Origin of the sequence: Pseudoalteromonas sp. PS1M3 (assembly GCF_016865405.1) — a bacterium.
GTDB lineage: Bacteria > Pseudomonadota > Gammaproteobacteria > Enterobacterales > Alteromonadaceae > Pseudoalteromonas > Pseudoalteromonas marina.
On sequence record NZ_AP022624.1, the window covers coordinates 801,287 to 828,262 of the forward strand.

At 40.5% G+C, this 26,976-nt stretch carries 25 protein-coding genes; 14 read left to right on the forward strand and 11 right to left on the reverse strand.

What is annotated here, in order from left to right:
- Positions 1-230 precede the first annotated feature (230 nt).
- Positions 231-470: a helix-turn-helix domain-containing protein gene (locus tag PS1M3_RS03720; RefSeq protein WP_006791502.1), complete on the forward strand. Its 240-nt coding sequence runs from the start codon at positions 231-233 to the stop codon at positions 468-470.
- A 74-nt stretch (positions 471-544) separates the two neighbouring features.
- Here PS1M3_RS03720 and PS1M3_RS03725 read toward each other — a convergent pair whose 3' ends face one another.
- From PS1M3_RS03725 to PS1M3_RS03740, 4 genes are read right to left on the reverse strand one after another with little or no spacing between them, the layout of a single operon-like run.
- Positions 545-1,924, reverse strand: coding sequence for an MFS transporter (locus PS1M3_RS03725; protein ID WP_138740213.1), 1,380 nt, complete (start codon positions 1,922-1,924; stop codon positions 545-547).
- Positions 1,925-1,970: 46 nt separating this feature from the next.
- On the reverse strand, positions 1,971-2,591 hold the full coding sequence (locus tag PS1M3_RS03730; protein ID WP_006791500.1) for a peptidylprolyl isomerase: 621 nt from the start codon (positions 2,589-2,591) through the stop codon (positions 1,971-1,973).
- A 2-nt stretch (positions 2,592-2,593) separates the two neighbouring features.
- The gene (locus tag PS1M3_RS03735) at positions 2,594-3,154 is read right to left on the reverse strand and encodes a YajG family lipoprotein (protein ID WP_138740212.1); all 561 of its coding nucleotides are present in this window, start codon (positions 3,152-3,154) and stop codon (positions 2,594-2,596) included.
- A 2-nt stretch (positions 3,155-3,156) separates the two neighbouring features.
- A complete protein-coding gene (locus tag PS1M3_RS03740; RefSeq protein WP_138740211.1) occupies positions 3,157-4,299 on the reverse strand; it encodes a methyltransferase in 1,143 nt (380 codons plus the stop codon).
- 42 nt (positions 4,300-4,341) lie between these two features.
- Between PS1M3_RS03740 and PS1M3_RS03745 the strand changes: the two genes are divergently transcribed.
- The 11 genes from PS1M3_RS03745 (at position 4,342) to nqrM (ending at position 14,380) form a co-directional block, all read left to right on the forward strand.
- Positions 4,342-4,935 carry an alpha-ketoglutarate-dependent dioxygenase AlkB gene (locus PS1M3_RS03745; RefSeq protein ID WP_138740210.1) on the forward strand — a complete coding sequence of 198 codons (594 nt, stop codon included), beginning with the start codon at positions 4,342-4,344 and terminating at the stop codon, positions 4,933-4,935.
- 78 nt (positions 4,936-5,013) lie between these two features.
- A complete protein-coding gene (locus PS1M3_RS03750; protein WP_138740209.1) occupies positions 5,014-5,325 on the forward strand; it encodes a BolA family transcriptional regulator in 312 nt (103 codons plus the stop codon).
- A gap of 113 nt (positions 5,326-5,438) precedes the next feature.
- Positions 5,439-6,632: an enoyl-ACP reductase FabV gene (gene fabV, locus PS1M3_RS03755; protein WP_203986313.1), complete on the forward strand. Its 1,194-nt coding sequence runs from the start codon at positions 5,439-5,441 to the stop codon at positions 6,630-6,632.
- A gap of 498 nt (positions 6,633-7,130) precedes the next feature.
- Positions 7,131-8,474 (forward strand): Na(+)-translocating NADH-quinone reductase subunit A, encoded by a 1,344-nt coding sequence (locus PS1M3_RS03760; protein WP_138740207.1) that lies wholly within the window; start codon positions 7,131-7,133, stop codon positions 8,472-8,474.
- Position 8,475: 1 nt separating this feature from the next.
- A complete protein-coding gene (locus PS1M3_RS03765; protein ID WP_006791493.1) occupies positions 8,476-9,690 on the forward strand; it encodes an NADH:ubiquinone reductase (Na(+)-transporting) subunit B in 1,215 nt (404 codons plus the stop codon).
- Positions 9,683-10,432 (forward strand): Na(+)-translocating NADH-quinone reductase subunit C, encoded by a 750-nt coding sequence (locus PS1M3_RS03770; protein ID WP_010556997.1) that lies wholly within the window; start codon positions 9,683-9,685, stop codon positions 10,430-10,432. Before PS1M3_RS03765 ends, PS1M3_RS03770 begins: the two co-directional genes overlap by 8 nt.
- Positions 10,432-11,064, forward strand: a complete 633-nt coding sequence (locus PS1M3_RS03775; protein ID WP_006791491.1) for an NADH:ubiquinone reductase (Na(+)-transporting) subunit D — start codon at positions 10,432-10,434, stop codon at positions 11,062-11,064. Before PS1M3_RS03770 ends, PS1M3_RS03775 begins: the two co-directional genes overlap by 1 nt.
- A gap of 10 nt (positions 11,065-11,074) precedes the next feature.
- Entirely contained in the window at positions 11,075-11,683 is a 609-nt protein-coding gene (nqrE, locus tag PS1M3_RS03780; RefSeq protein WP_006791490.1) for an NADH:ubiquinone reductase (Na(+)-transporting) subunit E, read from the forward strand.
- A gap of 17 nt (positions 11,684-11,700) precedes the next feature.
- Complete coding sequence (gene nqrF / locus PS1M3_RS03785) at positions 11,701-12,924, forward strand: NADH:ubiquinone reductase (Na(+)-transporting) subunit F (protein WP_010556998.1); 1,224 nt, start codon at positions 11,701-11,703, stop codon at positions 12,922-12,924.
- Positions 12,925-13,037: 113 nt separating this feature from the next.
- Complete coding sequence (locus PS1M3_RS03790; RefSeq protein WP_203986315.1) at positions 13,038-14,066, forward strand: FAD:protein FMN transferase; 1,029 nt, start codon at positions 13,038-13,040, stop codon at positions 14,064-14,066.
- 101 nt (positions 14,067-14,167) lie between these two features.
- Positions 14,168-14,380, forward strand: a complete 213-nt coding sequence (nqrM, locus tag PS1M3_RS03795) for a (Na+)-NQR maturation NqrM (RefSeq protein WP_010557000.1) — start codon at positions 14,168-14,170, stop codon at positions 14,378-14,380.
- 987 nt (positions 14,381-15,367) lie between these two features.
- On the opposite strand, the gene PS1M3_RS03800 is transcribed toward nqrM, so the two are convergent.
- From PS1M3_RS03800 to PS1M3_RS03815, 4 genes are all read right to left on the reverse strand, one after another.
- A complete protein-coding gene (locus PS1M3_RS03800) occupies positions 15,368-16,033 on the reverse strand; it encodes a hypothetical protein (protein ID WP_203986317.1) in 666 nt (221 codons plus the stop codon).
- Between the two features lie 133 nt (positions 16,034-16,166).
- Entirely contained in the window at positions 16,167-18,125 is a 1,959-nt protein-coding gene (locus tag PS1M3_RS03805; protein ID WP_203986319.1) for a phytase, read from the reverse strand.
- Positions 18,126-18,136: 11 nt separating this feature from the next.
- Entirely contained in the window at positions 18,137-19,111 is a 975-nt protein-coding gene (locus PS1M3_RS03810) for a metallophosphoesterase (RefSeq protein ID WP_178955373.1), read from the reverse strand.
- 64 nt (positions 19,112-19,175) lie between these two features.
- Positions 19,176-21,482 carry a TonB-dependent siderophore receptor gene (locus tag PS1M3_RS03815; protein WP_203986321.1) on the reverse strand — a complete coding sequence of 769 codons (2,307 nt, stop codon included), beginning with the start codon at positions 21,480-21,482 and terminating at the stop codon, positions 19,176-19,178.
- A 286-nt stretch (positions 21,483-21,768) separates the two neighbouring features.
- On the opposite strand from PS1M3_RS03815, the gene PS1M3_RS03820 reads away from it, so the two are divergent.
- Entirely contained in the window at positions 21,769-22,677 is a 909-nt protein-coding gene (locus PS1M3_RS03820; protein WP_010391112.1) for a GGDEF domain-containing protein, read from the forward strand.
- The gene (locus PS1M3_RS03825) at positions 22,661-23,659 is read left to right on the forward strand and encodes an AraC family transcriptional regulator ligand-binding domain-containing protein (RefSeq protein WP_203986323.1); all 999 of its coding nucleotides are present in this window, start codon (positions 22,661-22,663) and stop codon (positions 23,657-23,659) included. The genes PS1M3_RS03820 and PS1M3_RS03825 overlap by 17 nt, the downstream gene beginning before the upstream one ends.
- Here the strand turns inward: PS1M3_RS03825 and PS1M3_RS03830 are convergent, their stop codons facing one another.
- From PS1M3_RS03830 to ettA, 3 genes are all read right to left on the reverse strand, one after another.
- Positions 23,660-24,568 (reverse strand): histone deacetylase, encoded by a 909-nt coding sequence (locus PS1M3_RS03830; RefSeq protein ID WP_203986325.1) that lies wholly within the window; start codon positions 24,566-24,568, stop codon positions 23,660-23,662.
- 53 nt (positions 24,569-24,621) lie between these two features.
- The gene (locus tag PS1M3_RS03835) at positions 24,622-24,990 is read right to left on the reverse strand and encodes a PilZ domain-containing protein (RefSeq protein WP_058429598.1); all 369 of its coding nucleotides are present in this window, start codon (positions 24,988-24,990) and stop codon (positions 24,622-24,624) included.
- Between the two features lie 303 nt (positions 24,991-25,293).
- Positions 25,294-26,967 carry an energy-dependent translational throttle protein EttA gene (gene ettA / locus PS1M3_RS03840; protein WP_203986327.1) on the reverse strand — a complete coding sequence of 558 codons (1,674 nt, stop codon included), beginning with the start codon at positions 26,965-26,967 and terminating at the stop codon, positions 25,294-25,296.
- Positions 26,968-26,976 lie beyond the last annotated feature (9 nt).

Sequence of the window (26,976 nt, forward strand, 5' to 3'; positions counted from 1 at the left end):
TATATAATGTATCCAAGAATGAGACGGGCAAAATTTCATTCTAATAACAAAAACTTTTTACCACATTTTAAGCGTCGTTTTTAGCTATGTGGGTGGGAGTGAGTAGCAACCAGTGCTTTGAGAAGCGATAGATTGCTATTTAAAACATAAGTTACTGCTTACTTGCCTACAGCTATGGTAACGACTGCTGCTTTTGTGGTGTTGTCTAATCGTCTAGTAGGAGATGTAAAATGATGGGGAAAACTGTTTCTTCAGAAGAGAACGCTAAGTTAACAACATGGCTTAAAAGCAAACGCCATGAAAAAGGCCATACAATGAGAAGCCTTGCACAGGTGCTTGGAACGCCTCACTCGTTTATCGGCAAAATTGAAAATCAAGAACGCCGTTTAGATGTAGTTGAGTTTGTTCGTTATTGTACAGCGCTAGAAGTTGACCCACATGAAGCACTAAGCCTGCTTAAAGTAGATTAATAGTGTGTTGCTTAGTTCATTCAGGGGCATATTAAATGTGCTAAGCAAAATATTAATGCATGGATGCATTAAGCTTAATAGCTACTATGGTAGTTTTTCTCAAGCTCATACAATTTGTGTCTTATTGCATACAAAAATAGTAAAGAGGGGAGCACCATTAAAGCGGTTAATACAAAAAATAACGACCAATTTCCCATTAGCCAATCATCAATAACAACCCCACTGTAACTCGAAAGTAATGTTCTTCCTAAATTCCCCAGCGACGCCAACAACGCATAATGTGTTGCACTAAACGCTCTGTCACATAGCATAGATATAAACGCGACCATAGCAACGAGAGACCATGCTTGTGTAAAGCCATCAATTACTATAGCAAAAGCATATAAACCTAAGTTAGGGCCCACTAATGCAATAGCAGAAAAAGCTAAATTAGATGCAGCCATGGCTACACCACTAACAAATAACCCTTTCACAATGCCATATTTTTGATTAAATAAGCTGCCTACGAAGGTAAAGGCAATGGTGAGCACTGCGGTGCCAACTTTTGAAAAAGTAGCTATATCGCTATTGCTAAAACCTATTTCTTTATAAAAAACAATCGACATTCGTCCTAAAAACGCTTCGCCAATTTTAAATAAGAAAATAAAAGCAAGTAATGCGAGTGCAGTTTTAACCCCGTTCTTTGCAAAAAATGTTCTAAAAGGGTCAATTACTGTAACAACCAACCAGGCAACGACTTTATTGAGAGGTGTTTGATTAATAGTAGCAAGCTTTTCAATGTAAACACGTTCTAGTTCTTCGTGAATGGCTTCTCTATTAGAAACGGGCTCTTTAGCAAATAGCACTCCTCCCATTAATACCAATATCACAGCAGCTAAAAAGTAGTAAACTTGTGGCCAACCGAGTGAAGGAATATCTGCCATATAAAATGGAATCGCACCCAATAACGCGTAGCCTGTCCACCATCCTGAGGTGGCCATGGCTGCGGCAGCAGTTGCTTTGTGTGATTCACTTTCGCTTAGGGTATCTATTCTAAATGCGTCTATCGCAATGTCTTGTGTGGCAGATGCAATTGCAATTAATAAACACAGTGCTGCAGCAATCGCCAAGTTAGCTTTGAGGTCAAGGCCAGCAAGAAGTAATGTTCCTAAAAAAATAAAGCTTTGGCAAAACAATATCCAGCTACGGCGTTGGCCTAGCCACTTATATAAAATAGGCAGTTTTGTACGGTCGATTAAGGGCGACCACAAAAAGTTGATGCTGTAGGCACCAAATACAATACCAAATACGCCTATCATGCTTCGGCTCAGGCCTTCATCCTTTAGCCATGCCGACATTACAGAGCCAATTAATACCCAGGGAAAACCACTGCTAATACCAAAAATAAACACATTAATTAAACGTTTATCTTTAAAATACGAAAAGTATTCGCTGAAAGAGAGAGAGTTGCTCATAGGGCCTTCATTGGCGAGTGGGTGCAGCTATACCGCACCTCATTAATTATAATGGTGTTGGCTCAATCATTTTAATATTTAAAATGACCACTGGTGTTTCTGGCACAAAGTCATAACCAATTTTTTCGTTGTAAATTGTTTTAACAGCCATAATTTTATCAAGGGTTTCGTATCCATCCATTACAGTACCAAACACCGCAAATCCCCAGTCTCTTCCAGGATTTAAATGGTCATTGTTATCCATATTAAAGAAAAACTGGCGAGTACCTGAATGCGGCTGTCTGTCTTGGTATGCCATGGCAATACTGTACATATCATTTTTTAGACCATTCCCGCTTTCATTAAAAATAGGATCGTTTTGATGTAAGCCTTCCATGTCTTTATCATACCCACCACCTTGTATAACAAAATCGCGTTCGTTTTCTTCGTCGCGCTCAACACGATGAAAAATACTACCCTGATAACTTTTATCTGATACATAAGTCAAAAAGTTATTAACTGTAATAGGGGCCCGAGAACGGTCTAGCTCAACAATAATACTGCCTAGTGATGTCACTATTTCAACACGTGGAAACATATTGTCTTTTTGTACAAATCTGCCCTCTTGGGCTGCTAAACTTGCTGCGCTAAAACAAAGAGCTAAACAAAGTATAAAAAGTCGTTTCATGGTTAACCTTCTAAAAACTGTATTAATTCAGGATCTGACACAATGCGGGTTATCATTTGTTCAGTCAACTTATTGAGTTGACCTTCTATTTTAGCTCTGTCATGGCCAAGCGGGCCTTCTAGCGCTGCATTACCGCTATACTTTTTTGTAAAATTACTTGTAGCACGGATTACGCGAACACTCAGTTCAATTTTTGCTTCACTTTTATGGCTTACTAAGGTTTCAGTAACCACTGCTTGTAAGGCATTTATATCTAGCTCAAATCGAGTGGTGGCTAAATTTGAAATGCTCGCGCCATTACGACTAAGTGCACTGTCTAGTGCACTTTTAATAGACTCTGTAATACCTTGGCTTGCAAATGTTTTGGTTTTGTCTGACTCAACTAGAGTTAGGGTAGAAGTATCGCCACGTACATCAATAACACTCGTGCTCAGGCTACTATTTATAGTGCTCACTTGGCCACTTTGGTAAACCGGGTTAAGTATGACTTGGCTTGGTTGGTTTGCACAGCCGGCTAAAATACAAAATGCAGCACAGCCAAATATACGGTTTATTATTGTCATTGTTATAACACCCCACTATTTTTAGTTGAACTTAAAACCACAAATTTTTTGTTTGAACCTAATAGCTTACAGTTACCAAACATTCGGTTTAACTTGTCATGATAATCTAAATGACGATTACCAATAATACGCAGCTCACCACCTTCTTTTAACGTGTCTTTAGCTTGTTTAAACATTTGCCAAGCAATGTGATCAGTAACCGCTTGTGCTTGGTGAAATGGTGGATTACATAGCACCATATCTACACTGTTTTTTTCAAAGCTGGTTAGGCAATCGTTTTCGATAAATTCGCAATCATCAAATCGTTCTGCCATGTTTTGCTCTACGTTAAGTCGTGCAGACTCGACCGCCATGTACGATTCATCAACAAACGTTACAGAGGCTTTAGGGCAGCGCGCTAAGGTCATAACACCAACTACGCCATTACCACAGCCTAAATCAATAATTTGTTTAGCTTTTGGTGTTTGCGGCAAGTAGTTAAAAAAGAAGCGCGCACCAATATCTAACGAATCACGCGAAAACACATTTGCATGGTTTGTAATATTAAACTCGGTGCCTTCAAGTTGCCATGAAACAGGGTAATCAGCAGCTTTATAGCCGCCTTTTGCGCTACTTAAAATAAGGCGTGACTTTTTCACCGCTAAGCTTGTTTTAGTCTCACCAATAAACTGTTCAAACGCCTTAATTGTTGAGTTGTGAATATCTTTCGTTTTACCAGCTGCAATAACAGGTGTGCCTGGTGCAAGAACTTCGCTTAACTCACTTAATTGAAACTGCAAAAAGCCAACATTACGTGGTATTTTGATTAACACTAAATCTACGTCTTCTGGAAGTGCCGAGAGGCTGTCCAATTGCGTAAATTGCACAGTAGATAGCTTATTCTCTTGTAAATTATATGCTGCGGCTTGGTGGCTAATATACGAGTCATTAACTGAACAAACCGTTAATTGATTAAAACTACAGGCAAGAGCACCAAAGCTGTCATTTAAAATAAGCAATGAGCGACAATCAGGATGATGTTCGTTAACATAATTGATAAGGTACTCATCGCCCGAATCCCACGCTTGTAAACTGCGGTTTTTTTGATCCAAAGGGAAGCGTTCAAGAGTAAAAGTTTTATCGCCTAGCTGGGCTTGCGTCGTCATAGTGGTTTTTGTATCAGTAAACTAATGTAGGTAAATTCTAACATGCAACGGCAAAACGCCAACCCCCAACAGTTGCCTAATGGCTTTTCTTATCAAACAAAGGCGCTTAGCGCACAAAAAAGCCTCGATTTATTTTATTATCTGCAAAAAAACCTTAACTGGCAGCAGCCAGAAGTCACGGTTTACTCTAAAACTGGACCAATTCCACGGCTGCAATGCTTTATTGGCGACCATAAAATTGAATACGGCTATTCAAACAGTAAGTTAATAACTGAACCTTGGCCTAGTGCATTAATGGCAATGCGAAAAAGGTTAGAGGCACATTTAAACCAGCCTTTTAATTCTTTATTAGTCAACTATTATCGCGATGGCAACGACACTATGGGGTGGCACAGTGATGATGAAATTGAGTTAGGCCATCAGCCCACTATAGTGTGTATATCGCTTGGAGCAGAGCGAGTATTAAAGCTAAAAGACAAAACCAGTAATAAAATAACGGATTTAAAATTACACAGTGGTAGTTGTTTGGTCATGAGTGGCAATAGCCAGCGAGACTTTCAGCATGCTATTTTGAAGCAAACCAGCTTAGTGCACCCGCGAATAAGTTTAACCTTTAGATATATAAAACAAGGCTAGTTGCGTAATTTAGTTAGCCAACGGGCAGGGCTGCTTGCTATGATAAGTTCATAAATTAGCTATAAATAATGGTTTTATATGTCAATGCAGCAACAAATCCAAGAAAAAGTCAGCAATGCTATTGCGTGTAAGCATTTAAATGTTATTAACGAAAGTTATATGCACAGCAAAGGCACTGACTCGCACTTTAAAGTTATTGTGGTAAGCGAAGAGTTTTTAGGTAAACGCCTTTTGCAGCGCCATCGTCAAATTAATGAAATTTTAAAAGAAGAGCTTGCAAACCACATACATGCATTGGCTATTCATACTTACACTCCTGACGAATACACTGAACATGGCGGCGAAGCGCCAGCATCGCCAAACTGTTTAGGTGGATCTAAATTAGATTGATTAATTGAGGTTTGACAGTTATTTACAACCATATTTAACTGATCAGATCAGTGTTTTAAGTATTAGCCTTTAAACTAGCGCTAATTTTTATAGTAAAAGATATAGGATCATCAATGGTCATTAAGCCAAAAATTCGTGGATTCATTTGTACAAACGCTCACCCAGTAGGCTGTAGTGAACATGTGCAAGAGCAAATTAACTATGTAAAACAACAAGGTGCATTAAAAAGCGCGCCAAAAAATGTGTTAGTTATTGGTGCATCTACAGGCTACGGCTTGGCATCGCGTATTACGGCAGCATTTGGTGGCGGCGCTAAAACATTGGGTATTTTCTTTGAAAAAGAAGGTACCGAGCGTAAAACAGGGTCAGCAGGTTGGTATAATACGGCTGCTTTTCAAAATGCAGCAGACGAAGCCGGTTTATGGTCTAAAAATATCAACGGTGATGCCTTCTCAAACGAAATAAAACAAAAAGCAATTGATACAATTAAAGCAGATTTAGGCAAGGTTGATCTGGTCATTTACAGTTTAGCGTCGCCTCGTCGTACTGACCCAAATACGGGTGACGTTTACTCATCAACGTTAAAGCCAATCGGCAACGCAGTTACAACAAAAAATCTAAATACGTCAAAGCGTGAAATTGACGAAATTACTGTAGAGGCTGCAACACAAGACGATATCGACAACACCATTAAAGTAATGGGTGGTGAAGATTGGGAAATGTGGATTAATGCACTTCAAGACGCTGACGTGCTAGCAGATGACTTTAAAACCACAGCTTACACATACATAGGCAAAGAATTAACGTGGCCAATATACGGGCATGCGACTATTGGTAAAGCAAAAGAAGACTTAGACCGTGCAACGGTTGCGATAAAAGAGTCAACTAAAGCGTTAAATGGCCAAGCGTATGTTTCATCACTAAATGCTGTTGTAACACAAGCGAGCTCTGCTATACCAATTATGCCATTGTATATTTCAGCTTTATTCAAGGTAATGAAGGCGGACGGAACATACGAAGGCACCATTGAGCAAATTCATGGCTTATTTACCGAAAACCTGTACGGTGAAACGCCGCGTTTTGATGATGGCGGACACTTATTTCAAAACTACAAAGAACTTGAAGACGATGTTCAAGCACGTATCCAAGCAGTATGGGACAAAGTAGATACCAGCACGATTGACGAGTTGACAGATTACGTTGGTTATCACAATGAGTTTTTACGCTTATTTGGTTTTGGCATTGAGTCAGTTGATTACGACCAAGATGTAGAGCCAGTTCAAGCAATTGCAAATATGATTGATTAATCAATTAAGTGAATAGTCAGGGCTTGCTTGTCTTTTTTGGTAAACTGTTTGGCATTTCGGTAATACAGAACTGATGTTGTGTGGTTATTGCCCATAAATAAGTATTATTGCTAAACAGGTACCGCCTTAAGATTCAGTAAGCTTTAATCCTATAAAGTCAACATGCCCTAATTTAAAAGTCGCTTCATGCGACTTTTATCAATTAAAAAACCTCATTCTTTGCTTAAGCTACCACTTTGGTCTAACTTAAATTTTATTAAATCTAGCTAACAAAACCAAATAAGCGTTTCAGTCGTATAATTTTCATAAATACACTCGCATAGTCACCCACAATGGTGTTAAAATTAAGGCAATATGTGAAGAGTTTTTACCGCGTTGCCTGTTTAATGACCAAAGCGAGTTTTTCTTTTATACATTGAAATAACTTGGGGTAGCTTAAATGGCGACGTGGTTGGTACGATTTTTCAGTTTCTTTCCGTTAATGTAGTGCAAGTGCGTATGATCAACATAAAAAAAGGTCTGGATTTACCATTAGATGGCGCACCTCAGCAAGTTATTCACGACGGTTCACCCGTCAAAAGAGTAGCCGTGCTAGGTGAAGAGTTTATAGGTATGCGTCCAACCATGCATATTCGTATGGATGACCAAGTTAAAAAAGGCCAGGTACTTTTTGAAGATAAAAAGAACCCAGGCGTCCTATTTACCGCACCAGCTTCTGGTGTTGTAAAAGAAATAAATCGTGGTGCTAAACGTGTGCTGCAATCTGTTGTTATTGAAGTAAACGGCAGTGAGCAAATCACCTTTGACTCTTTCTCTGAATCTGAGCTTATAAGCTTAGATCGTGAAAAAGCTAAAGAAGTGCTTATTCAGTCAGGTCAATGGACAGCACTACGTGCTCGCCCATTCAGCAAAGTAGCGGCTGTGGATGCAAATCCTAGCTCTATATTTGTTACCGCTATAGACACTAATCCTCTTGCTGCAGATCCTGCAGTGATTATTGCTGAAAATGCGCAAGCGTTCGAAGCAGGCTTAGCTGTTGTATCGCGTTTGACCGATGGAAAAGTATTTGTTTGTAAGCAAGCTGGCAGCCAAATCCCTAGCTCATCTATTGCTCAAGTAGAAGTACATGAGTTTGGTGGTGTGCATCCGGCTGGACTTGTAGGCACTCATATTCACAACCTTGACCCTGTATCTGCTAGCAAGCAAGTTTGGCATATCGGTTACCAAGACGTTATTGCGTATGGTCACCTATTCCTTACTGGTGAAATTTACACAGATCGTGTTGTTTCTCTTGCAGGTCCTCGCGTTAAAAATCCACGTTTAGTGAAAACACAATTAGGTGCTTCATTAGATGACTTAGTGGCAGGGGAATTAGAAGACGGTGATAACCGTGTTATTTCTGGTTCTGTACTTGCAGGTGCTACGTCGTCTGGTGTTCATGCATTCTTAGGTCGTTACCATGTTCAAGTATCTGTTTTACTTGAAGGTCGCGAAAAGGAATTGTTTGGCTGGATTGCACCAGGTAGTGATAAATTCTCTGTAACGCGTACATTCTTGTCTCACCTTACTCCGAGTCGTTTATTCAAAATGACAACGTCTACGGGTGGTTCAAAACGTGCCATGGTTCCACTTGGAAGCTACGAGCGTGTTATGCCACTTGATATTTTGCCAACGCTATTACTACGTGACTTATTGTCTCGTGATTTAGACAGTGCAATTTCATTAGGTGCGCTTGAATTAGATGAAGAAGATTTAGCGTTATGCACCTTCGTTTGTCCTGGCAAATACGAGTACGGCGCAGCCCTACGCGATTGCTTAACTACGATCGAGAAGGAAGGCTAAAATGGGTTTAAAAACTTTCTTAGAAGATATCGAGCCGCATTTTGAACCAGGTGGAAAACACGAAAAATGGTACGCACTGTATGAAGCAGCCGCGACTATTTTTTACACACCAGGTTATGTAAACAAAGGTTCAACTCACGTTCGCGATAACATCGACCTAAAACGTATGATGATTTTAGTGTGGATGGCGACGTTCCCTGCTATGTTTTTTGGTATGTTCAACATCGGTCATCAAGCAGCTATGGCGCTTGGTAATGGTTTTGAGCTAGCTAACATTTGGCAAGTAGGTTTGTTCCAGCTACTAGGTGGTGATTTGACTGCCGATGCAGGTTGGGGCGCAAAAATGTTCTACGGAGCGTGTTTCTTCCTACCTATTTATGCAACAACGTTTGTTGTTGGTGGTTTTTGGGAAGTGTTGTTTGCTTCCGTGCGTAAGCATGAAGTAAATGAAGGTTTCTTCGTAACATCAGTGCTATTTGCACTAATTTTGCCTGCCACAATTCCTTTATGGCAAGTTGCACTAGGTATTACTTTCGGTGTTGTAATCGCAAAAGAAATATTTGGTGGTACTGGTCGTAACTTCTTAAACCCTGCTCTTGCAGGTCGTGCGTTCTTATTCTTCGCATACCCAGCGCAAATTTCAGGTGACACAGTATGGACTGCCGTAGACTCGTTCTCTGGTGCAACTATGCTAGGTCAAGCATTTGCAGGTACGTTAGGCGGTGACTTAGGTTACGCTAACATGCAAATGTGGTGGAATGCGTTCTACGGCTTTATCCAAGGTTCTATGGGTGAAACGTCAACGCTTGCTGTACTTATTGGTGGTTTGTTCTTAATTTACGTGCGCATTGCTTCTTGGCGTATTGTGCTAGGTGTATTCCTAGGTATGGTGATTACTTCATCAATACTAAACACAATTGGCTCAGAAACTAATGCAATGTTTGCTATGCCTTGGTACTGGCACATGGTGCTAGGTGGCTTTGCATTTGGTATGTTCTTTATGGCTACTGACCCTGTATCTGCTGCATTTACTGATAAAGGTAAATTAGCATACGGTGCGCTTATTGGCTTTATGGTTATCATGATCCGTGTTGTTAACCCTGCATACCCTGAAGGCATCATGCTGGCAATCTTGTTTGCTAACTTGTTTGCACCATTATTCGATCACTTTGTAGTGCAAGCTAATATCAAGCGGAGGTTGGCACGTAATGTCTAGTAATAACGAATCAATTGGCAAAACGCTAGCTGTTGTTGTCTCATTATGTTTGGTGTGTGCAGTAATTGTATCGCTAACGTCAGTGCAACTTCGCCCTTTGCAAAAAGCAAACAAAGCAAAAGATATTCAAAGCAATATTTTAGCAGCCGCGGGTATTAGCAAAGTTGATAACGTTGCTGAAACGTTTGAAGCTAAAATCGAAACACGCTTTATTGATATGCAAAGCGGTGATTTTGCAGACCCTGTAGAAGACTTTGACTTTGAAAAAAGCAAATATGATGCAGAGCTGAGCAAATCTTTAAAAGAGAATGGAATTAAGGACATCGCTGGTATACAACGTATTACTAAGCGTGCACCTGTTTACATCTCTAAAAAAGACGATGGCTCTACAGATGCAATTATTCTTCCTATCCAGGGTTATGGTTTATGGGGTTTGATGTACGGTTTTATTTCGCTTGAAAGCGATGGCGAAACAATTAAAGACATCATCTTTTATAAGCACAACGAAACACCTGGTCTAGGTGGTGAAATTCAAAACCCACAGTGGACTGCAACGTGGGAAGGTAAAGAATTACCAATCCAGATCGTTAAAGGAACTGCGGGCGGTGATGAGCATAAAATCGATGGTCTTTCAGGTGCTACATTAACATCTAACGGTGTTGATCACGCGGTTGATTTTTGGACTGGCGAAAACGGCTTTGGCCCTTTCCTTGCTAAAGTACGTAATGGAGCATTGAAATAATGGCTGATACTAAAGAAATGAAGGCGGTCCTGTTTGGGCCAGTTTTCGCTAACAACCCAATTGCACTTCAAGTACTCGGTATTTGTTCTGCGTTGGCTGTAACGTCTAGCTTAAAAAACGCATTAATCATGTCAATCGCATTGACCTTGGTAACCGCATTTTCAAGCCTTTTTATCTCGACTATTCGTAATCACATCCCATCGTCAGTGCGTATTATCGTACAAATGACGATTATTGCGTCATTAGTAATCGTTGTTGACCAAGTACTGCAGGCTTTCTCTTATGCTACGGCAAAAGAGCTTTCTGTATTCGTTGGTCTGATTATTACTAACTGTATCGTAATGGGTCGTGCTGAAGCATACGCGATGAAGTCACCACCATTAATGTCTTTCCTTGATGGTATTGGTAACGGCTTAGGTTACTCTGTAGTTCTTCTTACTGTTGGTTTCATTCGTGAGCTATTCGGTAAGGGTTCACTATTCGGTGTTGATATTATTCCATTAGTACAAAATGGTGGTTGGTACCAACCTATGGGTCTATTGATCTTACCACCGAGTGCATTCTTCATCATTGGTTTATTCATTTGGGTACTACGTACTTATAAGAAAGACCAAGTAGAAGCTAAAGCGTAAGGGGCGATAAGTGGAACATTATATTAGTTTATTTGTAAAAGCCGTTTTTATTGAAAACTTAGCTTTAGCGTTCTTCCTAGGTATGTGTACATTTTTAGCCGTGTCTAAAAAAGTAACTACATCAATTGGCCTAGGCGTAGCGGTTATTGTTGTACTTGGTATTTCTGTACCAGTTAACAACTTGGTTTACCACGCGGTATTAGCTCCAGGTTCACTTGAGTGGCTTGGTTACCCAGAAGCTGATCTTAGCTTTTTACGTTTCTTAACTTTCATTGGTGTTATTGCAGCACTAGTGCAAATTCTTGAAATGGCATTAGATAAGTTCTTTCCACCACTATACAACGCATTAGGTATATTCTTACCATTGATCACAGTTAACTGTGCAATCTTTGGTGCGGTAGCCTTCATGGTTGAGCGTAACTATAACTTCGGCGAGTCTGTTGTATATGGTATTGGCGCTGGTGTGGGCTGGGCGCTTGCAATTACATTACTTGCAGGTATCCGTGAGAAAATGAAGTATTCAGATGTACCTGATGGTTTACGTGGTTTAGGTATTACCTTTATCACTGTTGGCTTGATGGGTCTTGGCTTTATGTCATTTTCTGGTATTTCACTGTAATAATAGCGAGGTCAATCATGGATATTTTCTTAGGCGTTGGTGTTTTTATCGCTATCGTTGTAATACTAGTTTTAATCATCATTGGTGCTAAGTCTAAACTAGTTGCAAGCGGTGATATCATCATCGGTATTAATGGCGATGCAGACAAAGCCATTAAAACATCAGCAGGTAGTAAGCTATTAGGTGCACTATCTGAGTCGGGTATTTTCGTATCTTCTGCATGTGGTGGCGGTGGCTCTTGTGGTCAGTGTCGCGTTCACATTAAAGAAGGTGGCGGCGATATTCTACCAACTGAACTTGATCACATCTCTAAAGGTGAAGCCCGCGAAGGTTGTCGTTTAGCGTGTCAGGTAAATGTTAAAAATGACATGGAAATTGAACTTGAAGAGTCAATTTTCGGTGTTAAAAAATGGGACTGTGAAGTTATCTCTAACGATAACAAAGCAACTTTCATTAAAGAACTTAAGCTACAAATTCCAGATGGTGAATCAGTGCCTTTCCGTGCGGGTGGTTACATCCAAATAGAAGCACCAGCTCACCATGTTAAATATGCCGATTTCGATGTTCCTGAAGAGTATCGTGGCGACTGGAATCATTTTGGTTTCTTTGACCTGGAGTCAAAAGTAGACGAAGAAACAATTCGTGCTTACTCAATGGCTAACTACCCAGAAGAAGAAGGCATCATCATGCTTAACGTGCGTATCGCTACGCCGCCGCCAAGAAACCTAAGCCTACCTTGTGGTAAAATGTCTTCGTACATTTGGTCACTTAAAGAAGGTGATAAGGTGACTATTTCAGGTCCATTTGGTGAGTTCTTCGCTAAAGAAACTGACGCTGAAATGGTATTTGTAGGTGGTGGTGCAGGTATGGCACCAATGCGTTCACATATCTTTGACCAACTTAAACGTTTAAATTCTAAGCGTAAAATGAGTTTTTGGTATGGTGCGCGTTCTAAGCGTGAAATGTTCTACGTTGAAGATTTTGACGGCCTAGCTGCTGAAAACGATAACTTTGTTTGGCACACAGCGCTTTCAGATCCACAACCTGAAGATAACTGGGAAGGCTATACTGGCTTTATCCATAACGTGTTATTTGAGAACTATCTTAAAGACCACGAAGCGCCGGAAGATTGTGAGTTCTACATGTGTGGTCCTCCAATGATGAACGCGGCAGTTATCAATATGCTTAAAGACTTAGGTGTTGAAGACGAAAATATCTTATTAGATGATTTCGGTGGCTAACACGCATATCAAAACAGATTAGTTTTGGTTAAAATATCAGCCTCGTAGCACTCTGTGTTACGAGGTTTTTTTATTCTTATATATTAATTTTTAACCTATTAAGTAGGGTTGTTATGAACAAAGTAAATACTCCCCAGGGCATAATCGCCTTATTTATCATTACGCTGACTTTACTGTTATCTGGATGCGCAGAATCGGTCCCAAAGGAAACCTATTTAGAAGGTAAAACCATGGGGACTACCTATCATATTAAATATTATGACGAGCAAGAGGTAATATCTGCTCTTCAAATACAAGAACAAATAGATGCTGTATTAGTCGACGTAAACCAGTCTATGTCTACATACATCAAAGACTCGGAGATAAATACATTTAATCGCTTGCCTGCAAATCAATTTATGCCAATAAGTGAAGGCTTCAGAGCTGTTATAAGCGAATCCATTCGTATCGGTGAGTCTACTAATACACTTGATGTAACAATGGGACCATTGATTGATTTATGGGGATTTGGCCCTGATAAAAAGCCGACCAAACGACCCACTGATGATGAGCTTCAGGCAATGGTTGCAAATATTGGTGTAGATAAGCTTGTATTAAATGAACAAGGTCTAGCAAAAACAGTTGATGGACTAGAACTATCATTTTCTGCAACTGCTAAAGGGTACGGCATAGACAAAGTAGCGCAATTACTAGAAAGCCATAGCATTACTAATTACATGGTTGAGATTGGCGGTGAGCTGCGTATGTCTGGCGAAAAGCCAAATGGACAAGGCTGGGTAATTGCAATAGAACAACCAGATGCAGAGCCAGGTAAGCGTGAAGTGCACCGAATTTTACTACCAGGCACTATGGGAATTGCTACATCTGGGGATTACCGTATCTTTTATATAATGGATGGCGAAACATACACCCATTTGATTGACCCTGTAACAGGGATGCCAATTAAGCACGACTTAGTTTCTGTAACAGTATTACACCCAAGTGCAATGACCGCAGATGGCTTAGCAACTGCTTTAACAGTTATGGGTATGGAAAAAGCACAAGCTTATGCACAAGCTAATAACTTAGCAGTTTATCTAATTGCTAAATCGCCTGATGGCTTAGTTACGTATTCAAGCCCTGCATTTGAACCCTACTTGTAAGTATTCAAAGCTGGTTTATTTCCATAGAGGTTGGGTATATAATATTAACTGCTCAAAAATAGTTTGGGCTTAATTTATTGCTGATCAATAGGGGCTAAGCAATGTCACTTTTTTTTCTTACTTTTGGCTTACTAATTTTAATTGTTACAGCAATGGCTGTAGGTATGATCGTGCAAAGAAAATCGATGGCCAGCAGCTGCGGTGGATTAGGCTCGGTAGGCATCGATAAAGCCTGTGATTGCGATGATCCTTGTGACAAGCGCAAAAAGCGCTTAGCTAAAGAGCAAGCTTGGAAAGAAAACCAAATAATTTAAATATTTTTTTAGAACAAAAAGCGCTTTTATAGCGCTTTTTTTGTGCCTGCTTTTCACGGAACGAATACAAATTCCACTTAAAAATTCATTTTACTTAATAAGAGACAGACAGGTTCAGTCATAAATAACATTAAAGAATAAAGGTTTACTTAGTTTCATACTGGAGCATTGAGTTGTTCTATGCCTAATAGAGTAAATATGTACTGAGTGCCTTACAGGCAAATATTTCGTTACTTAAAAGCATGGCTATTAGACTAAGGTCTATAGTTTAGTTTTTTTCATCTATCAGGTTTATTTTTATCGCTTGTGAAATTTGAGTAATAACTCTAAAGTTAACCCATAGACACGGCTAAGAGCTTAATCAGTAGCTTTAGCAAAGTAAAATGTGTTTATAGGCAATGGCCAGAATTCGTTAGTGTATAACTAACACAAAGAATCTTTATATTGTGTGTGAAGATGTTGTCAGTGTGAAAGGCAACTCAAGCTCGGTGGTGACTTAGCTTGGGTTGTTTTTATTTCCCTACAATTGCCACGCAGTTAAAACCAGAATCTTTATATTGTGTGTGAAGATGTTGTCAGTGTGAAAGGCAACTCAAGTTCGGTGGTGACTTAGCTTGGGTTGTTTTTATTTCCCTACAATTGCCACGCAATCTAAAACCAGAATCTTTATATTGTGTGTGAAGATGTTGTCAGTGTGAAAGGCAACTCAAGTTCGGTGGTGACTTAGCTTGGGTTGTTTTTATTTCCCTACAATTGCCATGCAGTCTAAAACCAGAATCTTTATATTGTGTGTGAAGATATTATTAGTGTGTAAACGGCTTAAATTCAATTATGTTGAGTTTAAGCCGTTTTTATTTTGCTGCCCCAAAGCTAAGTTTTGTTCCCTATAGCTACTAATCAACAGTATATGTAACAGTTTTAAATACCTTTTCTTTCATTTTTTCTTATTAACTTCGTACCTATCAATCATACCTAGGCATAGTTATTTTATTTAAGTAAACTTTCGCCATCGTAAAAAAGAGGCTTTAAGGTTCCGCAGTTTATAAATTTATAAGTAAGTTCGTTTTCAGGAGGAACTCGTTTTGATGTACGAACTTTCTGCATACAGGCATTAACCAAGTCCACAAAAATTAGGTGGTTGAAGCTTGGTGCTTTTTGAATTTTATGTACATAAATACGCTCTGTACCATTTAGCTCAATCATATCGTACTCATGCCATTGCGAAGATTCGCTTAGCTCATTTAGTTCTCTGGCGTACAGTTGCTTATCAAGCTCAAGTTGTTTAGCTTCATAAATTAAAGTACCCCCTTGGCGGTAATCACCTTCGTAAATGTCGGCTGTAATTGTTATTTCATCCCCGCGCATTAAATGTTGAATATTAAACTTTTGCGGCTTAATAGTGATCATGTCGGCATTTTTCGCAAAGTTTAAAAAAGCAACGTTTGAATTTTTAACTTCGTAAACAACTTGCAAGTCATGTGGCGATCTATAAGAAGGAAGATTAATAGCAAAAATAGAAGACCCTCTATTAACTAGTGCCATGGGGTGAACTGCATTGTAGCTAGGATCTAATGGTGGAAGTTCTACTTTTTCTTCTTCAGCAAGCGCTGTAGTACTTAGTAAAAGCAACAATAAAGTAAATATTAAACGCATAATAACCCCAATCAATTTATGAGCTTAAAGTGTAGTATATAGCTTTAATAACTCTAAATTTAATAGGTTTATTTCAAATACACATAGTAAAAAGGCTCGTAAGAGCCTTATTGTGTTTAAATATGGTAGGTTTTTACTTAATTGCTTTTTTCACTTCGCGCCAGTCAATAACTTTAAAGTTTTGCGGTTGCAGTGGCATGCGGTTGTAGCCGTCTTGCACTATAAGCATGCCCTCAGGATAACCAGGCAAAGCCATTGCTGTAACGGTTAAACCGTCAGTTTCACCTACGCCATCTATGCCTTTATCTAGGTTAGCAATCACATTAAACTTACCTGCAAAACTGAGGCTAGGCTGTGTATCATCTGAGATTTTGTAAAGCACATAGCTATTATCGCCTTGGCTTGATACCACTAAATAGCGCGCATCATTAGCATGATAAATTTCCATACCTTCTACATCTGCCACCAGTTGTTCATTAACACTTTGTAGCTTTACTGCTTTGTTACCAGCGGTAGGCTCTGCGCCGATATACCAAATACCTGCATCTTCTTCACCTGCAAATAATTGGCCTAGTTTATCATCAGCACTACAGCCTTCTGGCTGACTAGGTAGGGTAAATTCTCTGACCAATTCACCTGTTACGGAATTAGCATTACCAGTTAATTTGTATTGTTGAAATAAACCTGATTTATCATTAATAAATACGTAATGGCCAGAATCAGACGAATACATACACATACCGTAAATCTCAGGTAGGTTAGTGGCTATTTCTGTTACATGGTTTACTTTGTTTTCTCCATCAACAGTAAATACGCTAATACTGTTAAGCGTACGGTTGCTGGCAGTGATCCATGTATGGGTTTCGTTGTTTATAGCTTGATGTTGGCGCACATCAACATTATTTAAACGCCCTATATTGAGCGACTGTACTTTGTTGCCAGCAAGGTCATAAACCATCAAGCCGCGGCGTTTATCTGTGCCTAAAATTAAGCTGTTTTTAGCGTCTTGCTCATTTATCCAAATTGCCGGGTCATCCGCTGCATCACCAAACGCAGCAACTGGCGTCGTTTGTGTCCTGGCATGAATGTGAGTCATAGCGACTTTGTTTTGTGAAGTAACTGTTTGCGCAGTGTAGTTAACATTTGCTTGAATGTAGGCACCTGTTTCATCATCAATTAAAACCAACTGCGCTTGATTGTTATCGAGCAAACTCGCTGCAACAGATTCAATTGTGTGCTCACCTGCCAGTGACCACTGACTTAGTTTTTCAGTATTTTCGTGGTAAGCATAGATCATATTGCCATCAGTGGCAGTAAGCCATAAAGTACCGTCTTGTGATACTGATAATGCTCCTATTTCACTGTTTAATTCACCGTATGGTTGTACTAAAGCCACAGGTTGTTTGTTGGCATCTGATTCCGCATCAGCATTAATGGCCCACACACCTAGCTCTGCTTCGCCCACATACAAAGTTTTAGTTTCATCATTAACAGCACAGCCTGAAGCCTCAGTGACTGCAGAGAACTCACGCACTGCAATATTTTTAGCTTGGTTAGTTGCTAAATCATATATAACCGTTTCGCTGATCAGGCCGCGAACATCTGGCACAAACGCTGATACAGTCTCGGTATTGCTGTTTTTAAATAAACACACAGCATCAGGTTGAGCTTGTGGTGGACTGATACGTGTAAGCTCAGTTAGCTGCCAAGACGAATCCGTTTTCAGTAATTTAAAAATAGCCACATTGTCTTGATTGTTATCTAGGCTAGCCAATAAAAATTGTTGCTCTGTGATTTTCTTCAGTGAGATAGATTCAAAGTTACCCGCTAATAACACACTGCTTTGGTCTTTATCTGCCACTAATAAGCCTTGGCTTTCGCTGGCAATCAACCATTGGTTATTACCCAGCGCTGCTGCCTGTGAGCCTTGCATATTTTGTTGAGGGCCAAATTTTTCCACTGCTATTGCTGCTTTTACCATAGCTGCGTTGCTTTGGCTGCTAGGTTCCTCATTACTTGTACAACCGCTAAGCGCAGTTACAAGCACAGCACTTGATAGCACCGCTGAAATTGTATTTAGTTTAAAGTTCATTATTTTATCCTTTACTTATCTATGTGCTTTTCAGTGTTAAAACGTACTTCACCAAGGTGATTAATCGCGCTTACACTGAGAGTTTCGCCATTGATAGAGATACTTAAAAAACCAGGTGTTGCTTCTGCGTAGCGGGTAAATTCACGTTGTTTTACAAACCGCGCTTCGCTGCCACCACCAGAGACAAAGTGAGCCACCTTGCTATTTTTTGGTTGGTTGTATTGCAAGTCGTGCTCGTGCCCTGCGATATAAGCATGCACGTTATGACGCTCCAAAATAGGTTCTAAAATGTCGCGAAGCCCTTGGTTGCGGCCAAAGCGTTTACCACTTGAATAAAGCGGGTGATGGCCTACCACAATTTTCCATTTTGCGTTACTGCCAGCAAGTTGGGTTTCAAGCCAAGTAAGTTGGGTTTTATAGTCTTGTCCTTGGGTTGAACGGTATTTATCACGGTCTTTATATTCAGGCTGAATTGGGTTGGTATCTAAAAACACCATTAACACTTGCTCGTTGTTTTCAAGCGAAAATGTTTTACTGTAGTACCTTGCAGGTAACTGCCAACGTTGACTTTTTTCGGTGTAGTCAATTTGTGCTTGGGCATTACCCAAGTAATCGTGATTACCTAAAACAACATACCAATCTTCAAATGTGTGCGGGCCATGGTATATGTTCTCAAAGGCTGATTGCCAAAGAGGATCGTTCACACTTGCCACGCCATTTGGGTAAAAGTTATCGCCAGTCGAGACAATAAAATCGGCATCGGTTTGATACATAGCAATTTCTAGCTGATGAGCCACTTCTTTTTGGTAAAAGTGGCCGTTGTGTCCCCAATCACCAATAACCATAAAGTTAAGGCTATTAGGCAACGTAGTTAACTTAGCTATTTTTTGTTGTTGGTATAGCGCATCTTTATAAACAACAGGCTCGTCTGCACTAAGCGCTGATGAGCACAGTATCGCGGCCATTATGAAAGACAATTTAAACATGTTTTAACTCCAAAAAAGCACGCGATGGTTTGCCATTACGTGCTTAAAATGACAATACGTGTGATTAGAATGCGTAACGCAGCATTACTTGAATCACAGGGCCTGCTTCTTCCGATTCAAGCTCGTACTCATCAAAGGCACGATTGTTTTGATCATCAAGCGAGTCAAACTTATTGAAAACTTCGTCTTTGCTGGCATCCAGTAAGTTTGAACCAACTAGGCGTAGAGTGATGTCATCCCAGCGCTTTTCAACGAAAAGCTCTAAATCAGCACCGTAAGAGGTTGTCACTTCTTCACCCACGAAGCGTCCGTATGCATCACCTTGGTTACGGTACGTTGCCCCAAATGATGCGCGTAGTGTTGGTAAATCTTGGATAAAGCCAACGTTATAAACATAATCCGATTGGTCATTAAATTTGCGCTTACCAAAACTGTCTTCAACTTCACTGTCGAGCCAAGAGTAATTTAAGAAGATACCTGTGTTAGGCATGTTTAAGGCGCTCAGTGGGGTTGATAAATCAAACTCAATACCCTGAACTGTGCCATCACCAGTATTTTGTGGTTGTAGTACAAATGTGCCTTCGCCTTCTGAGCCTTCAACACCGGTACTGGCAATTTCAATAAGGTCACTAACGTCACGGTAAAATACGTTTACACCAACAACGCCACTTTTACCTAAACGGTATTCGTAACCTAAATCGATACCCCAAGATGATTCTGGTTTAAGGCTTGGGTTGCCTAAAAAGTCATTATCAGCGAGCTCTTCTTCAAGTAGGGCGGGTGTCATGTAGTCAAAGTCAGGGCGACGTAAGCTGCGAGCAACAGAGGCGCTGACTCGTCCGTTATCACTGACGCTGTAACGAAAGTGAGCCGACGGTAAGAAAAAGTCATAATCATTTTCGGCAGTAACGCCTTCATTGGTATCGGTAATACTTGAGTCAGTTGACTCCCAGCGCACCCCCATCTCCCACGAGAACACATCCGCTTCGTGCTTGATTAGCGCAAATAAATCAAAACGATCTTCTTCAAGTTTATTAACACCGCCGTCTACTGGTTCAAATTCGTTGTTAAATTGTGCTAATGACATTGGCGTCTCGCTAAATTGAGCCCATCCAGTCAGTGTTTGCTCACTTTCATCTTCAGCGACAAAAATGGCGGTATCGCGCTCTTTGCCTTGTACAAAAGCACCAAACTGAACTTCTTTCGAGTCACCTACCAGTAAGCTGTGCTGCCATTGTAATGACCATTCTTTATCATCAATATCAACGGTTTCTTCAGCTTCCTCAAACACCATGGGGAGCTCTGACGTATCAAGTTCAACCTCTTGCTCATACACTGATTCTTCAAAGCTGGCATAACCTAACTTAAATTTGCTGGTACCGCCCAGTAGTGGTAATTCATAGCCAGAATTAATGTTGTAGTTGGTTTGATCAATAAACGAAACGTTTGCGTTATCTGAGATTAAATTACCACCCTCAACGACAGAGCCTGAGGTTGCAGACGCGTCGTCGTATTCAAAAGAGCGCTCATCTTCGGTACGGTCGGTATCAACCCACATGGCGCTAATATCAAACTTGCCACCGTTATCAAACACCTTTTCAAAGCTGGCATTTAATGATGTGTCATCGCCATCACGGGTATCAGATTGATCTTCACGGTTATCAAAATCGTCTGTAGCGTAATTAGGGTTATTTTCAGGGCTATCGCCATAACGTCTGCTTGATTTTTGTTTTGGGTTATAACGACCTTGTAAATTGGCACCTACGAGTAAGCGGCCACCCGCAAACTCAGTGCCGTAAACGCCTGCAAAGCTTTCTTTTAGTTCGCCGTCATCGTAACGTAAGCCACCAGCGCGAATATAACCGCCGTCTAAGCTGTAGCCATCGCGAAGTACAATATTAAGTGTGCCTGCTATAGCATCGGCAGAGCGGTTGGCACTTGATGAACGAATAATTTCTACACGCTCAATTAATTCTGCTGGAATACGGTCGACAAAAAATGAACGGTCAGCACCGGCGCCCGGAACTTCTTCGCCATTAATAAGTACTTTTGTGTAAGCAGGGCTTAAGCCGCGCATACGTGCGCCGTCTGATTCAAGTACGTCAGATAAAAAAGTCACACTAGGAACACGCTTTAGCGCATCACCGGCGGTAAGTGGTTCAAAACGTTGAAAGTATTCTTGTGAATATTCAAGCGTCGGTGCTAGTTCTTGCGAGCGGTTGCGATAACCAATCTCGCCGTATACCACAAGCTCTTCAGAAACCTTTACTTCAGGTTCCCTTGGCGATGTTTGTTCCTCTGCATTCACGCTAACACTAAATTGGCTCAGTGCTAATGCCGCCACAACAGCATTTAACTTAAATTGTTTCATTGATTTGCTCCGGTTGTCCTTGGTTTGGTGAGCAAACTAAAAAAAGTTAATGACGCTAATGTGACAGTTTTACAGTTAATTCCTGACAAAACGCCAACTTAGCGCTTTTTAAACAGACATTTGAGCTGTTTAAACACGGCTCCAGCGCACTAAAAATGGTTATTACTAGGTTAAATACCTAAAAACTTTAATCTCAATGTCATATCAATGAGCCAAAATGACTCTGCCTAATAAATCAGTACCGCGCTAGCATACGTAATAGTGTAAATCTTAGAAGACTTAAACAATGCGATATAACCCATTTACCAGCCATGCAAAATTAACCAACACCATAATTTTATTATTGGTTATTGCTGTAGCAATATGCGCTTACTTTGGCGAACTTAAGCAATGGCAAGAAATTGCGTGGCTCGATATTGTTGGTGAGGGCGGTATTGTGTTGATGACCCTCAGCTGGATAGTTGCGTTACTTATTTCACGTCCGCCAGGCAAAGTCACTACCTTATTAGTGTTAGGTTTAGGTTTGTTTATGTTCTCAGCTACACTCGATTTACTTGATGAGTGGTTAAAACAACCTTCACAATTATGGCTCACCTGGTTTGAGTCACTACCAGCGCCGTTTGGTATGTCGCTTACCAGCGCAGGGCTTTATTATTGGCATCAAGAGCAATTTGTTTTAAATCGTCAATTGCGTCGTCGTGAAGCGCATCTTCGCGAACATGAAAAGGTCTGTCCGGTAACAGGGTTATACCGAGTTAACTACTTACATTCACTCATGCAGCAACAACAAACAGAGCAACAAGGCGGCACTTTAGGTGTTATTGATATTCGTGATTTTGCAAAGTTTAATGCGCAGTTTGGTTTTAGTGAAGGTGATAGGTTACTAAGAGAAATTAGTGATTTATTAGTAATGAATTGCCGATTAAATGATGTGCTTTGTCGCTATGCTGGCGATTGTTTTATTGTGCTTATGCCGAATACCAGCCAAAGCCAAGCCAAAGAATTACTAGCGCAAATGAAAGCGGCGCTTAACCATTGTGCGTTTAAAGTCGCAAAAAGCAAAGGCGCACAGTTTCAGCATATTTTAACCGCCACCATGGCAATGGATTTAGCGCAAGATCCAGTGCAGCAAACCAGCCAGTTACATCAACAATTACAACAAGAAAAGGCCCTTGTAGGTGCAGCAGTATATTAGCCTAGATGATAAATACCTCAGCGCGGAGGGGATTATTACTGCGCTGGTGGAGCTTGCTCAAGGGCGAGGGATCCCGCTGCATAAATTGCTGCGTGGTACGGGTATTTTTGAGCAAGATTTATATGATCTATCACAGCGCTTTAGTTTATCGCAGTTATTGGCTTTAATTAGCCAGTTTAAAGCCTTAATGAAGAGTAATGATAGTGGCTTTTTACTGGGTCATCAATTGGTTAATGACGTTAGCCCTGCAGTGCAAAGTGTGCGTTTAAGCCCCAGTTTAGGTATGGCTTTGAAGCAATTACAACAAATTAGTACCGTTATTGCCCCTTTATTATTTACCCGTAAGCATATATTTCAAGACGATTTATATCTGTACTTGCAACCGAGTATCGGTATGGACGAGTCATTAAAAAATTATTGTTTTGAAATATACAGCGCTGCGTTAATGAGCTTACTAAAACGAGTATGTAATGTGTATCCACATTGTTATTTTGACTTTACTTGTAAACGCCCTCGACATATTCAAGAATATGAGCAGCACTTAGGCTTACGAATACGGTTTGAACAACCCTATACCCGTTGGCACTTTAATAAACAACTACTTAAGTGCACAAACCCAGAGGCTAGTCAGCTTAGGTGGCAGCAGTGCATAGCGCAAAGTGAGTTACATAAGAATGTATCACAGTCTTTTGTTGAGGCTGTGTGCCAGCGCATTTACCGTGATAAAAACAACAGCCTTGCTAACAGTGCTGAGCATTTTGCCATGAGCTCTGCTACGTTTAAACGTAAGTTAAAACAACACGGTGTCAGTTTCTCTCAATTACAAGATGAGCAAAATAAACTTAAAGCTCTGCATTTACTGGGGGTGTGCCAGCAAGGTAATGAACGAGTGGCTGATCGGCTTGCATTTTATGATATTCCTAACTTTCGCCGTGCATTTAAGCGTTGGACCGGCATTACGCCAAGTCAGTTAAAAATATAATTAAAAACTAGCCGCTTGCTTTATAACAATGCCATGGCGCTTTGCTAGGCGCTGATGATCTCTGTCATAGCCTCCACCAATCACAGTGGCAACAGGAGTATTATTTGCAAGGCAGCGTTTAAGTACTAAGTGATCGCGCTTTTCTATCCCTTGCCAACTAATATCCAGTTTGCCTAAGCCATCCTCTTGCCAAATATCTACACCGGCATCGTACAGTACTAAGCTTGGGTTCAGTTCTTTAAGTAAGTAGCTTAAGGTATCGTCAACAATGGCTAAGTATTCGGCATCTTGCATATGATTTGCTAAGCCAATATCTAAATCGCTAGCCGATTTCCTAAACGGGAAGTTTTTTTCGCAGTGTATTGAACAGGTATAAGCATAGGGCTGATGCGCAAGCATAGCAGCGGTGCCATCACCTTGATGTACGTCTAAATCAAAAATAAGCACGTTGGTTACTTCGCCGCTATTAATCAAGGTCTGGGTGGTAAAGGCTAAGTCATTCACCATGCAATATCCTGAGCCAAAATCAAAGTGCGCATGGTGCGTGCCTCCTGCTAGGTGACAGGCTATGCCGTGTTTTAGCGCTAAGCGAGCGGTTTGTAATGTGCCCTGCGGGGCAGTAAATGTGCGCGCCATTAATTGAGCTGACCAAGGTAATCCTATACGACGCATGGCTTTATCGTCTAAGCGATTGTTCCATAAATCGTGAATGTAGTTGTCGCAATGCACTAACTCTAAAGGCTCGGGAGAGCCTAAAACAGGTTGTGTGAGGTTATTACCAATTAAGCCTAGCTTTTTAACGTGTGCGTATAGATTAGCAAACTTACTCATTGCAAAGCGGTGCTTAGGATCAAAACTAAACGAGTAGTTTGGATGGTACACTAATGGTAAATGAGGGTTTAGAGTCATATTCACACAGGCTATAAAGTTTCCCCTATGGTAATCAACTCCCCTCAAAGTGTCTATTCTTGCGAGTCGTGAATAAGCATGGCTAATTCGCGGTGAAGTAATTCATCGTCCGCTAAGTTGAGTTCAATGAGTCTTTTTAGGTAGGTAATACTATCAATATCAATATGCTTACACTTTAAACCAATGTGATTGGCTTCTATATGGCAAATCGTTGTCTCCATTTTTATTTCAATTTCGCTGTCGGGTAAAATAAAACGCAGTATGGCATCATTCTCTATTTGATCATTTAACACATCACATTTACTGACTAACGCGCCGTGCAATGAAATATCAAGCAAGGTACATGGGTACTCATTTTCTTGAAAAATTATGTGCGCATCGGTTGAAAATAAAATACGTGAAAATTGACGACGTTCTTGCATGACTCTGCCTTATTGTTTTTTTAGTAATATCAATAGCATTAAATTAGTGTTCAGTAATAGTGCGAATAAAACAACTCATTAATAATCACTAAAATTACGGCATATGGTTGTTCTATGTAAATAATTTTTTATTTAGTTAGCGAGTGATTCAACATCAATCAAATGCATAATATTTTAAATAAAATTGGTATAAGCATAGCTTTAAATTACACAGTTGCTAGCTACAAACACACATAGTTTATTTAAGGCATAAAAAACCCTGCGAAAAGCAGGGTTTTAAAGGTATTTCAGTTAATTTAGCGATTAACCAATTTTTTTGTATTTTATACGCTTAGGTTGTGCGGCTTCTGCACCGTAGGTCTTTTTGAGCCACTCTTCGTATTCAGTATAGTTACCATCGAAAAAGTTAATTTGTCCTTCGTCGCGGTAATCTAAAATGTGCGTAGCAATACGGTCAAGGAACCAACGGTCATGCGATATACACATTACACAACCTGGGAATTCTAAAATAGCATTCTCAAGCGCACGAAGTGTTTCAACGTCTAGATCATTGGTTGGCTCATCCAGTAGCACTACGTTACCACCGGCTTTTAATAATTTAGCAAGGTGTAAACGGTTACGCTCACCGCCCGATAAGTCTTTTACAAACTTTTGCTGATCGTTACCTTTAAAGTTAAAACGGCTAACGTAAGCACGGCTTGGGAATTCAAAGTTACCAATTTTTAAAACGTCTTGTCCGTCAGATATTTCTTGAAAAACTGTTTTGCTTTCGTCCATATCGTCGCGGAACTGATCAACCGTTGCTAGTTGTACGGTTTCACCAACGTTAACACTACCGCTATCTGGCTGCTCTTCGCCACTTAACATTTTAAATAGTGTAGATTTACCCGCGCCGTTGGCACCAATAATGCCCACAATAGCGCCTTTAGGCATTGTAAAGCTTAAGTCGTCTATTAATACGTGGTCGCCAAAGCTTTTACGTAAGTTAGTAACTTCTAATACTTGGTCGCCTAAACGTGGGCCAGGTGGAATAAATAGCTCGTTTGTTTCGTTACGTTTTTGGTAATCTGATTGTTGTAGCTCGCTAAACTGCGCCATACGTGCTTTAGACTTAGCCTGACGACCTTTAGGGTTTGAACGCACCCATTCAAGTTCTTGCGCAATTGATTTTTGACGTGCTTTTTCAGATTTTTGTTCTTGCTGTAAGCGCGCGTCTTTTTGTTCAAGCCAAGAAGAGTAGTTACCTTCCCATGGAATACCTTCACCACGGTCAAGCTCTAATATCCAGCCAGCAACATTATCAAGGAAGTAACGGTCATGCGTTACTGCCACAACAGTACCTTCGTAATCATGTAAGAAGCGCTCTAACCATGCAACCGACTCAGCATCCAAGTGGTTAGTTGGTTCATCAAGAATAAGCATGTCTGGTTTTTCTAGTAACAAACGACAAATAGCAACACGGCGGCGTTCACCACCTGAAAGGTGCTCAATTTTAGCATCCCACTCAGGTAAGCGAAGTGCATCAGCAGCGCGCTCTAGTACGTTATCGATATTGTGGCCATCGTGCGCTTGAATAACTGCTTCTAATTCACCTTGTTCTTTAGCCAGTGCGTCAAAGTCAGCACCTTCCATTGCGTACTCATTGTACACCTCATCAAGGCGATTAAGGGCGTGTTTTACTTCGCCAACAGCTTCTTCAACTATTTCGCGTACTGTTTTGCTTTCGTCTAGTACTGGCTCTTGCGGTAAGTAACCAATTTTAGTACCAGGCTGAGGGCGCGCCTCACCTTCAAAGTCTTGGTCAACACCGGCCATAATACGTAGCAATGATGATTTACCAGAACCATTTAAACCAAGCACACCAATTTTGGCGCCAGGAAAAAAGTGCAACGAAATATCTTTTAAAATTGTACGCTTAGGCGGCACAACTTTAGATACTCGACTCATCGAGAAAATAAACTTATCAGGTAAAACCATGGAGGAAAG